This is a genomic window from Candidatus Bartonella washoeensis Sb944nv (genome assembly GCF_000278135.1).
Classification (GTDB): domain Bacteria; phylum Pseudomonadota; class Alphaproteobacteria; order Rhizobiales; family Rhizobiaceae; genus Bartonella; species Bartonella washoeensis.
This window is the reverse complement of the sequence record NZ_JH725026.1, coordinates 60,701-76,547: the sequence shown is the minus strand read 5'-3', so window position 1 is coordinate 76,547 and position 15,847 is coordinate 60,701. Positions and strand designations below refer to the sequence as shown.

The window sequence follows — 15,847 nt, the reverse complement described above, 5'->3', positions numbered from 1 at the left end:
CTTAATTGACCATTGCTTTTTTGAGATTTTCATCAATTTTATCGAGAAATCCTGTTGTAGAAAGCCATTTTTGTTTAGGACCAATTAGAAGCGCAAGATCCTTGGTCATAAAGCCCTCTTCAACAGTTTTGATGCACACTTTTTCCAATGTTGTGGCAAAGTTTTTAAGTTTTTCATTGTTATCCAGTTTAGCACGGTGCGCTAGTCCACGAGTCCATGCAAAAATAGAAGCAATAGAATTTGTTGATGTTTCTTCATTTTTTTGATGCTGGCGGTAATGACGTGTTACTGTACCATGTGCTGCTTCTGCTTCAACAATTTTACCATCGGGTGTCATGAGAACAGAAGTCATGAGACCAAGGGAGCCAAAGCCTTGAGCAACGATATCTGATTGAACATCACCATCATAATTTTTACATGCCCACACGTAACCACCTGACCATTTAAGTGCAGAAGCAACCATGTCATCAATGAGGCGATGTTCATAATATAAGTTACGATTTTCAAATTCAGCTTTAAATTCCGCGTCGAATATTTCTTGAAAGATATCTTTAAAACGGCCATCGTAAGTTTTCAATATGGTATTTTTTGTTGAAAGATAGACTGGAACATTCCGCTGTAGTCCATAATTAAAAGATGCGCGAGCAAAGTCACGAATTGATTCATCCAGGTTATACATCGCCATTGCAACTCCTGCACCTGGGGCGTCAAAAACGTCATGTTCGATAACTTGATTGTCATCACCAACAAATTTAATAGTTAGCTTTCCCTTGCCAGGAAATTTGAAATCAGTTGCCTTATACTGATCACCAAAAGCGTGACGTCCGATAATAATTGGTTTTGTCCAGTTAGGAACAAGGCGTGGGACATTTTTGCAGATAATGGGTTCGCGAAAAATAACTCCCCCTAAAATATTGCGGATTGTACCATTGGGTGATTTCCACATTTTTTTTAGGTTAAATTCTTTGACACGTGCTTCATCAGGTGTGATGGTTGCACATTTTATGCCAACCCCATATTTTCTGATAGCATTAGCAGAATCGATAGTTACTTGATCATTGGTTGCATCTCGATTTTCAACGGAAAGATCATAATACTTCAGATCAATGTCGAGATAGGGATGGATTAGTTTTTCCTTGATATATTTCCAGATGATACGGGTCATTTCATCCCCATCGATTTCAACAACGGGGTTTTCCACTTTTATCTTTATCATTAGAAGTCCTTTTTCATTTAAGTGATATTTTTTTATAGCACTTTCAAGCTTATAATGAAAAGTAAAAACAGGGGTGATAGAGAGAGTACTCAAATATGATATTGTTAGAATATATAATAAGTTATAAAATTTTATTCAGGAACTCTTTTCTTAAAGAGAAGGAATATATTTGCCAATGTGATATTCATTGAGCAACATGCTTTAGACAAAACAGCGCTTTTCTCTTCAGAAAAGAATCACACGCCTTTCGCACAAGTTTTACAATAAAGTCTTCAAATCCGTTGAATTGTGAAATTGTTGACGTGTTCTTTAAACTTCTTTCTGCTTGTTCAGAGGAAAATTTAAAAGCCTTTAAAGCATTATTAGAAGTGCTTAACGAAGCAAAAGGAAAACACCACCTTTGCAGAGGTATGATTTGAAAATCCTATTCCCTCACTTTTATTTATAATCCCTCACTTCAAATATGCAGAATTAATAAGTTATCTATAATAAAAAAGGATATGGTACGCCCAAGGGGAATTGAACCCCTGTTTCCGCCGTGAAAGGGCGGCGTCCTAACCGCTAGACGATGGGCGCAAACCAATGATCAGGCTTATAGAGAGGATCTTTTTACTTCGCAAGCCCTCTGCGTGATTTTTTTTTAAAAAAACGTATTTTATTAAATTATTTTTGAGTATGTTGCTGTTACTTTTATCTGGATTATTTTGTTTCTTAAATTTTTGCGTGAGAAAATATAGAGAACAGTTATCACGATTGATAGAAAGATTTTATGTTAACACTGCAGTAATCGAATGCTATCTTTGATCTTTCTGATTTGATAAATAGAAGAAAGAGATAAAATCAGCAGTTTTGATATGCTGAATTTTTGAGTAATATTTTATTGATTATTATGCGATGTATATGTGGAAAAGTGTGGCTTTTCTTATTTAGGATTTTTGGTAAAGCAAAAAAACACTTCAGATTAATTTACCGACAAAGTATTGCGTATATCTGTTTGCGTAATTTCTGAAACGGTTAGACAGCCTAATTGGGGGAGAATATGAAGCTATAAAGGTGAAAACCAACTTCCATTTTTACCATCATCCTTTAATTCAGTTTTACGATTTTCAAAAAATCTAAAGCAATGTCTTTTAAATAATCAATACTATGCATTGCTGTACGCTTTTATCTCTCACAAAGAGAACATCATTGTGTTGCACATTTACGCACTTTTTTAAGAAACATCTCTCAGGACACCCCGAGCTATTTTATAATAGTGCTTGCGAATGGTATAATGTTAAATTCGTTGTTTACCAACATCTTCACGCTTATGAAGGTGCAAGCTAGGATCATCATACTCTTGGCCAGCTCCCTATGTTGCAACTTCTCTTGCATGAGACGGTTCATAAGAGATATATTTATGCCTTTCTTTAAGTGTTTTTGCTCACATATCAGCTCTGCTTGTGACGTGCAAGAAATGGTTTTGATTGATTCATCATAGGCAGGTTTGAAATGAGAGAATCATACGATATTTGGGAGTCTTATTCAAGTTACAAAATATTATTTATATTTATAAATCAATATTTTAATTGAAATTGATAATACTTATTGGGTTGCTAATAAATGATGTGATCGTGTGAAAGCTACCTCTATGGTAAAGCTATGATTCATTTAGTTTAATGAAGGGAAATACATATCATAAGGCAGCTATTATGCGGATAGTTGATTTAGGTGCGTGCAATCGTAATTTGCCAATATTTTAAAGTGTTGATGATCAGTTAATATTAACTGTTTGGGTTTTGCAAGTATCAACGTTATTTTTGATATTAATTTATAATATTCTAGGATTGCGTTGTACATAAAACAAAAATTTTATGATTACTACTTTGATATGGAGTGTACTCAGGGAGTAGGGGGGCTTAAATAGTGAAAATTTTTATATTGTAACGATTTTAAAAACGTATAAAAAGCAACAGAATCCTTAATGATTAGGGGGATGTATTCAATGAATAATTTCTCAAACAACGATATAAATATCGGTGCTTAGTCTTTCAAATACAGATATTTATATTCTTTAGAGCTTTTGATTGAACGAGCGAATATCATTGTGCTAGAGATTATTTTATAGCTCATAAAAGCGATAAGTACGTCTGTATTGATTGTTAATAGGTATCATTTTTGCCGTGTTGCGCGCAATTTAAATATTTTTTCAGTGAAGATAAGAGATAGGCAGTTAGAACAATGGCAGAAGCTTTAAAAGTTGGCATTGGAGGTCTCGGTACGGTTGGTACTTCAGTTATTCGGATTTTACGTGAAAAGGCAAATAGTTTAGCTTGCCACTGTGGACGCCCCATAAAAATTGTTGCTGTGAGTGCGCGTGATAAAGATCGTAATCGTGGAATTGATTTGAGTGATGTCAAATGGTTTGATTCACCTGTGGAGATGGCTGCTTCTGATGAGATTGATGTTTTTGTTGAGTTAATTGGTGGTGAATTAGATATCGTATATACAGCTGTTAAGAAGGCGCTCGAGGTGGGCCATCATGTTGTTACTGCCAACAAAGCGCTTTTGGCTCGATATGGGGTGGAATTTGCTATAAGTGCAGAAAAGAAAGGCGTGTTTCTTAATTTTGAAGCTGCCGTTGCAGGTGGAATTCCTGTGATCAAAGCAATGAGAGAATCGCTTTCCGGTAATCATATATCTCGGATTTATGGCATTCTCAATGGAACCTGCAATTATATATTAACACGCATGTTAACTGAAGGTCTTTCATTTAAGGATTGTTTGATAGATGCGCAGAGGCGTGGGTATGCTGAAGCTGATCCAACTTTTGATATTGGGGGGAATGATACCGCTCATAAATTAGCTTTGTTAACAAGTTTGGCATTTGGAACGACGATTTCGTTAGATGATGTTTACGTTGAAGGGATTAGCAATATTTCACAGATTGATATCCGTGCAGCTGATGAATTAGGATATCGAATTAAGCTTTTAGGAGTTGCATTGAAAACCGATTCCGGAATCGAGCAACGTGTTCACCCAACAATGGTACCAACATCATCGATGATTGCGCAGATTCATGGTGTGACTAATGCTCTTTCTATTCAAAGCGACTTATTAGGTGAATTATTGTTTTCTGGTCCTGGTGCTGGAGGAGCCGCAACAGCATCAGCGGTTATTGGTGATTTAGCTGATATAGCGAAAGCACGTCCTGGTTTTCAGTATGCACCTGTTTTAGGAAGTCCGGCATTGGGGCTTACTCCTCATAAAAAAGCGCGTATTTCTCATCATGCGGGTGGTTATTTTATTCGTTTGAATGTTCATGATCGCGCTGGTGTTTTTGCAGCGGTTGCAAGGCATATGGCTGATAATGACATTTCATTAGAGTCAATTGTTCAAAGGCCTTTTGTAGAAAGTCAGATTGTAAAAACAATTATTTTAATAACCCATGAAACAACGGAAGTGAATGTACAACAAGCGCTTGCAGCAATTGAAAAAGATGGTCATCTTGTTGCAAAATCTCAATTCATTCGTATCGAACCTATAGCATAAAATGAATAATTTGTTTTAGAATAGCAAAGGAAGCTTGAATGCTTTTCTCTTGTGGAAAGTTCTCATCTTTGCCAAAAGCTTTCTTCTTAATATTTAGTAATAAATGCTAGTATCTCTGGCTAGTGCTCTTTTAGTAGGATTTTTCATATGCCCACAACTCGGAATGCTTTAAATGGACTGGATCGTATTTTAACGCTTGAATTGGTACGTGTAACTGAACGTGCTGCTGTTGCAGCTGCACGGTGGCGCGGGCGTGGTGATGAAAAGGCTGCTGATCAAGCTGCTGTAGATGCAATGCGTCAGGAGCTTAATCGGTTGCCTATTGATGGTACAGTCGTGATTGGAGAAGGTGAGCGCGATGAAGCTCCTATGCTTTATATTGGAGAGAAAGTAGGTCTTCAAAATGGGCTGGCGATTGATATCGCACTTGACCCACTGGAGGGAACAACAATTTGTGCTAAAAATCTTGCGAACTCTTTAGCTGTGGTTGCAATCGCTGAAAAGGGTAACTTACTTTATGCTCCTGATGTTTATATGAAAAAAATTGCTATTGGTCCTGGTTATCCAAAGGGGGTTGTTGATATAGATGCTCATCCTACTGATAATATTCATGCCCTTGCAAAAGCTAAGGGAGTGGCTGTTAATCAGGTTACTGTTTGTATTATGGAACGACCTCGTCACGAGAAATTAATTGAGGAAGTGCGAGCGACAGGGGCATCAATTCGTTTAATTGGTGATGGTGATGTGGCTGCTGTTATTGATACAACTGATCCAGATGAAACGGGTATTGATATTTATATGGGGATTGGTGGGGCTCCAGAGGGCGTGTTAGCTGCTGCGGCTTTGCGTTGTATTGGTGGGCAAATGCAAGGACGTTTGCAGCTTGATACAGAAGAAAAAATCGCACGTGCAGCGAAAATGGGAATCGATAACCCCAATAAAGTTTATACAATAGAAGAAATGGCAAAAGGGGATGTATTGTTTTCTGCGACAGGTGTAACGGATGGTAATATGCTTTCTGGTGTTAAATTTACCCCTCGTTATATTCAAACGGAAACGCTTGTAATGCGTTCACATACCGGTACAATCCGTAATATCAAAGCCCAGCATAGAGACCATTCAAAATTTGGTTAGTGCCTTTTTCCTTTGAATTCATTAAAAGTAAAAGAATATCGTTTTTAGAAGAGATACGCTTCCATAAAAGCTCTAAAAGATGCCTTCATGGAAGCATTGACGATATGGTTAGGAATATTTTATTGTCATGACAGCTGGACAGAATGTATCCAGCTATTTTTATCTTCTATATTGCCTTTTTGAAGGTCAACCAGCTGTGTACGAAGTTGTTTTGTAACCTCACCAATCATTTCATTTCCGATAATGAATTCACCATTTTTGTATTTGAAACGGCCGATTGACGTGATAACGGCGGCTGTACCACAAGCAAAGGCTTCTTTAAGGTAACCACTGCGTGCATCTTCTTTGAATGATTCAAAAGAATAAGGACGTTCTTCTATCGTTAATCCCATTTTTTGCGTTAGCTTTAAGATTGAATCACGGGTTATTCCTGGAAGAATAGTGCCATTAAGTGCAGGTGTTACAAGTGTATTATTTGCCATAATAAAGCAAACATTCATGCCGCCAAGTTCTTCAATCCACTTATTTTCAACCATATCGAGGAAGAGCACTTGGCTACAATTGTTTTGTGTTGCACTGTTTTGTGCAAGTAAGCCTGCTGCATAGTTTCCACCACATTTGGCAGCGCCTGTGCCTCCTGGACCGGCACGGCTATAATCTGTTTCGATCCATACGCTAATAGATTTTTCTTCTCCTTTAAAATATGATTCAACTGGAGATGCTATAATACAGAAAATGTATTCTTTAGAAGGGCGAACTCCCAAAAAGTTTTCATTGCCAAACATGAATGGGCGTATGTAGAGGCTAGCATTTGGAAAACCAGAAACCCATTTCTGATCAATTTTTACCAATTGATTGATTGCATCTAAAAAGATATCCTTTGGCAATTCTGGCATAGCTAATCGTTTTGCTGATTCTATAAAACGTTGTGCATTGGCATCTGGCCGGAATAGCAAAATACGTCCATCTTTCGCACGATAGGCTTTTAAACCCTCAAAAATTTCTTGCGCATAATGCAAAACGGTACTTGCTGGGCTAATTTCTAAAGGTTTGTGGGCAGAAATAAGAGCATTATGCCACCCTTTGTTTTCAGTCCATTGAATGGTACACATATGATCTGTAAAAAAATGACCAAAACCAGGACTTTTTAGAATTTCTTCACGGTTCTCATCTGGTAGAGGAGATGGGTGTTTTTCTATTTTAAACGGAAGCGATGATGTTGAGGATTTCATAACTAAAACCTTTTGGGGAGTGCTTTATTCTATATGCTTTCTACTTAGAAAAATAATGAGATATTTTTATTATAATTTTATTATGATTAGCAATTCCTTTGTGTCAATGTTTTATTACAGAATTCAAATCAAAGGCTATTGATAGATATTTTTTCACTCTGTTTTCATGCTCTTTTTCCTTAAATTTTATCAAGTAAGCTGGAACCTTTATACATGTTTATCGTTTTTCAAAATAAGCACTTGAATAATTTCGATGCATATATCCTCTAGAACTAAAGGCAGAGGAATTAAGAAAAGGAATTCGCTATGATTGATAGAAATTACCCAGTACACGAGAAATATAAAGTTGTAGATAAAACAGATCGTGAAAAGTACAATTCGTTTGGTAAAGGTATCTTTGCTATTCTTCTTGGGCTTTTTATTATTTGGTTTATTTTCGGTTTTTTAGGATCTCTTTTTGAAAAATCCCCCGAACATGTATCTCACTATAATACTACAAAATCGAGTGAAACGGTAACAAGTCCGAAAAAAGATTTAAATCCGGTATCTCCAATGCCTTATCCCTATAAAGGTACAACTTCACCTTTATTTGATGAACAAAATTCTTCAGAGGAAAGAATTCAGCCAAGCATAGGTCAAGAAGTGAAATGATTTCAAGTGCATGAGCTAGGAAAAATCTAATAAATTAAACTTCTAAAGTTAATTAATTGACAGTGAAATAAATAATGCAATGGTTTTGAAAACTGTTGCATTATTTGATTAGCGCGTGATGAAGCAACTTCCCCCAGAACTTTTTATGTCTTCACAAAGAGTTATCGCTTCATTACGGTTTTGTGTTTGAATGCGAACACGGTAATAGGTTCCTTTTCCTTGTATAAGGGCAGATTGAATATTTAAAGGACGAGCGCCGATAAGGAAGCCAAATTTAGACTTCATGTTTTTCAAAGAATCTTTAGCTAGCGCATAGGTTGGTTGGGATGCAAGTTGTACGTAATAATTTTCTGAATTTTGTGTGGCTGTTCGGTGGGGCGGGGTTGATCGAGAAGTAACATGTGTTTGTACTTCTGAATTAAATTTTCCATACGAAGGAATTGGTATAGATAATTTTTTAACTTTTTCCTCAATATTAGAAATAGAACTGTTTTCAGTGATTATTTTATCAATATCACTCGTAAGATTATGTTCTATTTCTTTATTGTTTGTATTGGAAAGTTGCGAAGAAACTGGGGGAGTATCTTGAAGTTGATCTACAGTAGCTTGATCAATTGTTTCTTCATGTTCATCAGCATTTTTTTTATCTATGTGATGTGTCGGTGCTGCTAGTACAACTGTGCCATCTTGTTTTACAATAACAGTTTGTACTTCTTGTGTTGGAATTGTATGATTGATAGCTTCTGTTACTGCGTCTTCAACATCAGTTTCATCAAGAGAAGAGGATGAAATATTTGTAGATTCCTGCTTATTTAATGCTGCTAAATCCTCAGGAGGCTCAGAATTATCAATAAGAAACTGTTGCGTATTTTCTTGTTTTGCATCTTGTCCAGTTGTTTGTTTATAAACATCTAAATTATGTGCAGCATCATTTTTCGTTTCAGTTGATTCTTGTTTGACTTTGAAAGGCGCATCGTCAGCGCGGATAATGAGTGTGTTTTCATTTTTTTGTGATGGTATAAAAAAGAGAAAATAACCGAAAAATCCAATTCCTATCAAGACAAGAAGAATAATACTTGTGGTAAAATTTTTACCAAAAATAAAACTTTTTAAGGGTGGAGTGCTTGATATATCCTTGGTAATTTCATCTCTGTCTCTGTATGGTGAATTCTCGGTAAAAGAGGAGTAATTATAACCCATATCACTGGTGGAGGAATAATCGGCATTCTGCTCTTGGGAATTGATATACACATCTTCTGTTGGAGCTTGCATGGTTTGATGAAAAATTTCATTGAAGACTTCATTATTTTGCTGTTTTTGCCTCGAAAAATCTTCTGCTAGAACATTTCCTACATTGAGTACATCAGAGAATTCTTCTTTCAAACCATCAGTAGGTACGTCATATTCTGGGGTTTCATACGGGACTTTTGGAACCATAATTGGTCCAGTTTTTTCTACGATTTCCTCCGCAAATTGATAAGTGTCAACATTTGGAGGAGGCGTATCCCTGTGCGTATAGTTATGAGCAAAGAAATTACCCTTTTGTGTCGTACTAAGGATTTCTGATGAGGGGTGCATATCATTTAAATTGTTTTGATTATACGGAACCTCTTTTTGATTGTTTTGATCAGAGATATTTTCAGCATTATCGATATATTGGGTTTGTGCATCACCATATTTAGGGGTTTTTGCAGCATAAACTTCTTCTTCTAAGAATTTCTCTCCGTAAAATTGAGGATGATTGGTAAGAGGTCCCTGTTGTGAGAAATCTTTTAAATCAGACGGTTTTTCGATTTGTGTTGAATGCAAAGCTGATGGGAAATCATTTTTTGATTCATTAGATGAAAATCTAGTGTTTGCAACCATGGAAGGATTTGAAACATTGCTATAATATTCTTCAACCCAATTTTCTTGATCAGTCGAAACTTGATATGGATAGTTTATGGCAGTATCATTGATGTTTTGATTGTCATCATAACTTTGTTGTATATGCGTATTATTCGATTGTGGTGCGGTTGTTTGTGAGAAACAGTTGACTTGTTGAGCAGGTTCTGTAGCAACTCTATTATTATTGTCTATATCAGATTCATCAAAAAAGAAATCTTCTGATTGTGCACTAAAATTACCTTTTTCAAAAAAGGGATGAGCGCTGGTTGATTCTATTTTATTTTGAGGTGGTTGATTCTTTTGAATAGGTAATGGAGAAAGCGCATCTAAAATTTGTTCTTCATCGTTATTAATAGATGAAGAATGTATCTCTTCAGATAAAAAATTCTTTTGTTTTGAGCGGTTAAAAGCAGCTGCTGGCGCAAAAGCTGAAGTTTGTTCATTGTTCGTTTCGTGTAAGTTCCATTGCTTCTTTTGATCATCAAATGGCAAGTTATTTGTTAAATTATTTTCAAGTTCCGCTTCTAGAAAAGATAAATCAAAATCATCATTTTGGAATGAAGTTTTAGGGGGCTGAGATATTGATTGATCAGATTGTAAGGAAGCCTGATCTATTTGATTGTTGCTTTGTTTGTCTGGATTTAAAATTCGCGTAAGTGCCTCTAAAGGATCATGGTGTTCGTGATCCTTTTTTATTTCGTGCGGATTTTTGCGATCTTTATCGCTCATAGCTTTTCTCACATGATGATCTGCATTTGCGTGCAATATTTGCATTTGCGTGCAATAAATGGTTAATTATGATTTATTATATTTTTAAAATTATAAATTTCCCCCTTCTGTGATAAGGATACACGAAAAAGTTTATCAATAAAGCATTCATTTTATGTATTTGGAGAACTTTTTCAACGCATTTCTGTTGCTGCTTCGATTCCTACAATTGCAAGTCCTGATGATAAAATATTTATAATGGCTTGTATCAATCCCAATCTAGCAAAAGAGAGTTGCTTATCATCAGGCTGAATAAAGCGTAAACCAGGATTATCACTTCCTTTATTCCAATGGGCGTGAAAATTAGAAGCAAGGTCGTAGAGATAAAATGCCAATCGATGCGGTTCTTTATGAATTACGGACTGTTCAATAATACGTGGATATTCAGAAAGTTTGCGTATTAAGGATATTTCATTATCGTTTGTTAATCGGTTAAGATGCGCAATCAATTTGTCATTTGATATATTTTCAATATGAAGAATTTCTCGCGCTTGACGAAAGACTGAGTGACAACGTGCACTTGCATATTGTACATAAAAGATGGGGTTATCTTTTGATTGTTCTGTCACTTTTGCAAAATCAAAATCAAGAGGTGCTTCACATTTACGGTACAGCATCATAAAACGCACTGGATCACGGCCAACTTCTTCTACAACATCACGCAGCGTGACAAATGATCCTGCTCTTTTTGACATGCGTACAGGTTGACCGTTGCGAAAGAGTTTTACCAATTGACATAAGAAAACGCTTAATTTGGCTTTATCACCGGAAATCGCTTCCGCCATTGCTTCTAGCCGTTTTACATAACCAGCGTGATCTGCACCTAGAATATAAATCATTTCATCAAAATGACGATTGAATTTATCGCGAAAATAAGCAACGTCAGCAGCAAAATAAGTATAAGAACCATCAGATTTAACTAAGACACGATCCTGATCATCTCCAACATCAGTTGAACGGAATAAAGTTTGTTCGCTTGGTTCCCAGTCTTCTATATTTTGTCCTTTTGGAGATGGAAGTTTTCCTTTGTAGATATAGCCCTTTAAAGTGAGATCGTTAATCGTGCTGCGTATGGCTCGCGCGTTATCTGCATAAAGCATCCGCTCAGAAAAAAAGATATCATGATAAATATTAAGGGCAGCCAAATCTTCGCGGATCATTGACATCATTGCATCAATTGCACGATCTTTCACGATAGATAAAGCTTCATCTTTATCCATAGTGAGTAATTGGTCGCCAAATTCTTGAGCAAGCGTTTGCCCCAATGGTATCAAATATTCCCCAGGATAGAGTCCTTCTGGAATTTCATTAATTTTTTGTCCAAGAGCTTCACGATAACGCAACAATACGGAGTGGGCAAGTATTTCGATTTGTTTCCCGGCATCATTGATGTAATATTCTTTTGTAATGCTGTAGCCAACAAATTGTAGCAAATTGGAGAGAACATCGCCAACAACAGCACCACGGCAGTGTCCTACATGCATTGGACCTGTCGGATTTGCTGATACATATTCAACATTAATGCGTTTTTTCTGTCCCATTGGAATACGGCCGTAAGATATGCCTGTTTCAAGCATCGTTTTTATTGCATCTTGCCAAAATGATTTTGTAAGCTTGACGTTAATAAATCCAGGGCCGGCAACATTAATACTGTCGATAGAGGAATCATTTCTGAGAAGTTCTATGATCTTTTCTGCAAGTGTACGTGGATTAAGCCCAACAGATTTGGCAAGCACCATAGCAGCATTGGTTGATAAATGCCCATGTGAAGAATCGCGCGGGGGATCAACGGTGAGTTTTGATAAATCTAAATCTTCCCCATTTTTTCCTTTTATATCAGATAATTCAATTAATTTTTTAATTTTTTTCTCGAAGTTTTTAAAGACATTCATATTTAACTTCCATAGTGTGTTCGCAATCAGTTAAACGAAATTATCTGTATGGTCAAATAAACGGTGATATTCACGTAAAGCATAGTGATCGGTCATACCTGATAGAAAGTCAGCAATGAGACGTGCTAACTCTTGATCTGTTAAGTGTGCTGTTTTGCTGTGCCAACTTTCAGGCATTACATCAGGATTCTGATAATAATAGTCGAATAATTTTTGTACAATGCATTTTGCTTTATTACGGCGATTAAGAACTTGATCATGATAATAAAGATTTTTAAAGAGAAAATCCTTCAATTCTTTTTCATGAACGGTCATTGTTGGCGAAAAGGTAACAATGGTTTGTCCTGCTTGATGAACATCATTTATGCTTGTTGGTTTAATGCGTGTCAAGTTTTCTTGTGATTGTTTAATAACATCTTCAACCATGGTTGTTATTTGTCTACGCACTAATTCGTAGCCACGTCTAGTTTTATCGAGTTGTGGATAGTCTTGTTTTATATCTTTTAATAATGATGCGGTTAGTGGAATGTTTTCGAATTGATCAATCATTAAAAAGTGTGAACGTAAACCATCATCAATATCATGAGCATTATAAGCAATATCATCAGAAATAGCGGCACATTGTGCTTCTAGTCCAGGAAAGCATCCAAGCTCAAGATCTTGCTTTCCATTATAATGCAAAATATCGATAGGAACATCTTTACTCTTAGCATAAGGACCTAAAAGGGGCCCGTTATGCTTCACAAGTCCTTCGAGTGTTTCCCAAGTAAGGTTAAGTCCATCAAAATTTGGATAGCGCTGTTCCAGTTTCGTAACAATGCGTAACGCTTGTGCATTATGATCAAAGCCGCCATAATGTGCCATTGCTTCGTTGAGGGCATCTTCTCCTGCGTGGCCAAAAGGCGTATGCCCAAAGTCGTGAACAAGGGCAATGGCTTCGGCAAGATCTTCATCAAGACATAGTGCGCGGGCTAATGTCCTTGCAATTTGAGAAACCTCTATCGAGTGTGTCAGTCGTGTACGGTAATGATCACTTTCATCAGCAATAAACACTTGAGTTTTATGTTTAAGACGTCGAAATGCATTAGAATGAATAATACGATCTCTATCTCGTTGAAAAGGTGACCGTGTGGTACTCACAGTTTCTTGGAAAAGCCTGCCACGGCTTTTTTGTGGGTTAGCGCTATATATTGCTCGAGATTGGTAATTGTAATTTATATTGCTTATATCCATTTGTAAGCTGTCTATTCTCATCGTAAATTTAGATTGGTTTATTGTTCATAAACCTCTATTTATTGGGGATACTCTTTCTTGACAATGTAATGCAAGGATATATGAAAAATGAGTGTGAATATTTCAAATGTTGCTGCAAAGCGAATTGCACAGATACTTTTGGATAAACCCGATAAAATAGGTTTACGCATTTCCGTTGAAGGCGGTGGGTGCTCTGGTTTTTCTTATAAATACGATTTGGTTTCTGAAAGTAGAGAGGATGATCTGATCCTCAAAAAAGATGGGGCAATTGTATTGATTGATTCAGTATCTCTCCCCTTTATGGAAGGGGCTGAAATTGATTTTATTGACGATCTTATGGGGCAGTCTTTCCAGATTCGTAATCCAAATGCTGTTTCATCGTGTGGGTGCGGTGTGAGTTTTTCAATTTAGAAATGGTAACTTTATAATATTGCTTCTTGAAAAGATTATTACTTTAGTCAACAATGCAAAAATGGGCATTTTAAAAAAAATATTGTATCGATCCTTATGGTTATGCGTGACATTCATCTCTTTGATTTGGAGCGGTTATGCTTTTTCTGAGGGGGTGGAGGGGCGAAATCATAAACAAAAACAACCAACAAGTTTTATTTTAAAATCTCAAAATCCTGAAAAAGAAAATTTCGTTTCTCAGACCGAGCTAATACTGCATGCTCGACTTACAAAAAACAGCGAAGAGATTATGAAAGGGCTTGTATGGCGGATTTATGCACCCATCCTGGGGGCTGATAACAAATTACCATTAATTGCCACGTTTGAGGGAGGAAGTGCGCGTTTTGATTTAGATCCGGGGAGCTATCTTGTTCATGTCTCATTTGGTCATGCAAGTGTGGTGCAACGTGTAAATTTAGAAAATGGACAGCGTCTTACCAAAAATTTTACTCTTGATGCTGGTGGTGTTATTTTAAATGCTACACTGCTTAACGGTACAATCAACGAAAAAGAACTCCGTTTTACGATATATGAGGATGCAAAAGAAAATGATGATACGGGTGTGATTTTGTCAAATGTTAAACCACGGTCTATTGTGCGTTTGAAAGCGGGTCACTATCATGTTGCTTCCCAATATGGTTCCATTAATGCGATTGTTCGTTCAGACATACAGGTGGATGCAGGTAAAATTACTGAAGTAAGTCTTGAACATCAAGCAGCTCAAATCGTCTTAAAGTTGGTACGTCAGGAAGGAGGCGAAGCATTAGCAGATACAAGTTGGTCTATTACCAACGATTCTGGTGATATCATTTATGAAACTGTTGGTGCTTATGTTTCACTGGTATTAGTTGAGGGTGATTATATTGCGATTGCTAAAAATAAAGATCAGATTTACCAAAGGTTTTTTTCCGTCGTTTCTGGTCATGATGAAGATGTGAGTGTGATAGCAGATATGAAAAATATACAGAGAGTTGATGATTCAATGGATTGACGATTATTTATGAATATAAACTGTAATTAAAAGTGGATATAAGATTTTGGTTTTAGAGTTTTCTGCATTTAGTGTGTTTTTTGCTGGTGCATTGTCTTTTTTATCGCCGTGTGTTTTGCCGTTGGTTCCTCCCTATTTATGCTATATGGCAGGTGTTGGTATTGATGATTTTCTTTCAGAAAAATGGAAGGGAAAAGCGCTTGTACGCTTAGCACTTTTATTTTCTGTCATTTCTTTTGTATTTGGTTTTACAACTGTTTTTGTTGCTTTAGGTGCTAGTGCGAGTACACTTGGCAAGTTCATCGGTTCTTATCGTGATTGGTTTGCGATTGCTGCTGGAATTATCATTATCATTTTTGGTTTAAATTTTTTAGGTATTTTTAAAATTGGTTTTTTATTTCGTGAAGTGCGGTTTCAGATGCGCAAAATCCCTGCTGGACCTTTAGGGGCTTATATTATTGGTTTAGCTTTTGCATTCGGTTGGACACCGTGTATTGGTCCAATTTTGGGACCTATTATAACACTTGCTGGAACAAAAGAAACTGTCGGTGAAGGAGCACTTCTTTTAGCAATTTATGCGTTAGGTCTCGGAGTGCCTTTTGTGTTAGCAGCTCTATTTTCGAGCAGCTTTATGAGATTTTTAGGAATTTTTCGTGTTCATTTGGGAAAAATTGAAAGGATTATTGGTATTTTTCTAATTATTACAGGTGTTTTGTTTTTGACGGGTTCTATGCAGGATCTTTCATTTTGGCTTTTAGAAAATTTTCCTTTATTGAGTAATGTTGAAGCTATTCGTTGGCATGATGTTACAAACTTCTTTGGTTTTTCTCGTTAATTTTGT

At 36.4% G+C, this 15,847-nt stretch carries 11 protein-coding genes and 1 tRNA gene; 6 read left to right on the top strand and 6 right to left on the bottom strand.

What is annotated here, in order from left to right; genetic code table 11:
• Position 1: 1 nt before the first annotated feature.
• Positions 2-1,216: an NADP-dependent isocitrate dehydrogenase gene (locus MCQ_RS07970; protein ID WP_006924664.1), complete on the bottom strand. Its 1,215-nt coding sequence runs from the start codon at positions 1,214-1,216 to the stop codon at positions 2-4.
• 501 nt (positions 1,217-1,717) lie between these two features.
• Positions 1,718-1,792: transfer RNA gene (locus MCQ_RS07965), tRNA-Glu, on the bottom strand.
• Between the two features lie 1,644 nt (positions 1,793-3,436).
• Here MCQ_RS07965 and MCQ_RS07960 point away from each other — a divergent pair.
• Together MCQ_RS07960 and glpX are read left to right on the top strand one after the other, a co-directional pair.
• Positions 3,437-4,747, top strand: a complete 1,311-nt coding sequence (locus MCQ_RS07960) for a homoserine dehydrogenase (RefSeq protein ID WP_006924663.1) — start codon at positions 3,437-3,439, stop codon at positions 4,745-4,747.
• 147 nt (positions 4,748-4,894) lie between these two features.
• Positions 4,895-5,881 carry a class II fructose-bisphosphatase gene (gene glpX, locus MCQ_RS07955; protein WP_006924662.1) on the top strand — a complete coding sequence of 329 codons (987 nt, stop codon included), beginning with the start codon at positions 4,895-4,897 and terminating at the stop codon, positions 5,879-5,881.
• 125 nt (positions 5,882-6,006) lie between these two features.
• On the opposite strand, the gene MCQ_RS07950 is transcribed toward glpX, so the two are convergent.
• Positions 6,007-7,113: a branched-chain amino acid aminotransferase gene (locus tag MCQ_RS07950; RefSeq protein ID WP_006924661.1), complete on the bottom strand. Its 1,107-nt coding sequence runs from the start codon at positions 7,111-7,113 to the stop codon at positions 6,007-6,009.
• A gap of 306 nt (positions 7,114-7,419) precedes the next feature.
• Here MCQ_RS07950 and MCQ_RS07945 point away from each other — a divergent pair, with 306 nt between their 5' ends.
• Positions 7,420-7,764, top strand: coding sequence for a hypothetical protein (locus MCQ_RS07945; RefSeq protein ID WP_006924660.1), 345 nt, complete (start codon positions 7,420-7,422; stop codon positions 7,762-7,764).
• Between the two features lie 108 nt (positions 7,765-7,872).
• Here MCQ_RS07945 and MCQ_RS07940 read toward each other — a convergent pair whose 3' ends face one another.
• The 3 genes from MCQ_RS07940 to MCQ_RS07930 all read right to left on the bottom strand — a co-directional run bounded on the left by MCQ_RS07940 (position 7,873) and on the right by MCQ_RS07930 (position 13,544).
• The gene (locus tag MCQ_RS07940; RefSeq protein WP_181461086.1) at positions 7,873-10,380 is read right to left on the bottom strand and encodes an SPOR domain-containing protein; all 2,508 of its coding nucleotides are present in this window, start codon (positions 10,378-10,380) and stop codon (positions 7,873-7,875) included.
• Positions 10,381-10,553: 173 nt separating this feature from the next.
• Entirely contained in the window at positions 10,554-12,311 is a 1,758-nt protein-coding gene (gene argS, locus MCQ_RS07935) for an arginine--tRNA ligase (protein ID WP_006924658.1), read from the bottom strand.
• Between the two features lie 30 nt (positions 12,312-12,341).
• Complete coding sequence (locus MCQ_RS07930) at positions 12,342-13,544, bottom strand: deoxyguanosinetriphosphate triphosphohydrolase (protein ID WP_006924657.1); 1,203 nt, start codon at positions 13,542-13,544, stop codon at positions 12,342-12,344.
• Between the two features lie 108 nt (positions 13,545-13,652).
• On the opposite strand from MCQ_RS07930, the gene MCQ_RS07925 reads away from it, so the two are divergent.
• The 3 genes from MCQ_RS07925 to MCQ_RS07915 all read left to right on the top strand — a co-directional run bounded on the left by MCQ_RS07925 (position 13,653) and on the right by MCQ_RS07915 (position 15,841).
• On the top strand, positions 13,653-13,976 hold the full coding sequence (locus MCQ_RS07925; protein WP_006924656.1) for a HesB/IscA family protein: 324 nt from the start codon (positions 13,653-13,655) through the stop codon (positions 13,974-13,976).
• Positions 13,977-14,037: 61 nt separating this feature from the next.
• Positions 14,038-15,006 (top strand): carboxypeptidase-like regulatory domain-containing protein, encoded by a 969-nt coding sequence (locus MCQ_RS07920; RefSeq protein WP_006924655.1) that lies wholly within the window; start codon positions 14,038-14,040, stop codon positions 15,004-15,006.
• 46 nt (positions 15,007-15,052) lie between these two features.
• On the top strand, positions 15,053-15,841 hold the full coding sequence (locus MCQ_RS07915; RefSeq protein WP_006924654.1) for a cytochrome c biogenesis CcdA family protein: 789 nt from the start codon (positions 15,053-15,055) through the stop codon (positions 15,839-15,841).
• The last annotated feature ends 6 nt before the right edge of the window (positions 15,842-15,847 follow it).

Excerpts from the sequence above, each read along its gene's own strand:
- MCQ_RS07970 (WP_006924664.1), bottom strand. The coding sequence starts at position 1,216 with ATGATAAAGATAAAAGTGGAAAACCCCGTTGTTGAAATCGATGGGGAT.
- MCQ_RS07960 (WP_006924663.1), top strand. The coding sequence starts at position 3,437 with ATGGCAGAAGCTTTAAAAGTTGGCATTGGAGGTCTCGGTACGGTTGGT.
- glpX (WP_006924662.1), top strand. The coding sequence starts at position 4,895 with ATGCCCACAACTCGGAATGCTTTAAATGGACTGGATCGTATTTTAACG.
- MCQ_RS07950 (WP_006924661.1), bottom strand. The coding sequence starts at position 7,113 with ATGAAATCCTCAACATCATCGCTTCCGTTTAAAATAGAAAAACACCCA.
- MCQ_RS07945 (WP_006924660.1), top strand. The coding sequence starts at position 7,420 with ATGATTGATAGAAATTACCCAGTACACGAGAAATATAAAGTTGTAGAT.
- MCQ_RS07940 (WP_181461086.1), bottom strand. The coding sequence starts at position 10,380 with ATGAGCGATAAAGATCGCAAAAATCCGCACGAAATAAAAAAGGATCAC.
- argS (WP_006924658.1), bottom strand. The coding sequence starts at position 12,311 with ATGAATGTCTTTAAAAACTTCGAGAAAAAAATTAAAAAATTAATTGAA.
- MCQ_RS07930 (WP_006924657.1), bottom strand. The coding sequence starts at position 13,544 with ATGGATATAAGCAATATAAATTACAATTACCAATCTCGAGCAATATAT.
- MCQ_RS07925 (WP_006924656.1), top strand. The coding sequence starts at position 13,653 with ATGAGTGTGAATATTTCAAATGTTGCTGCAAAGCGAATTGCACAGATA.
- MCQ_RS07920 (WP_006924655.1), top strand. The coding sequence starts at position 14,038 with ATGGGCATTTTAAAAAAAATATTGTATCGATCCTTATGGTTATGCGTG.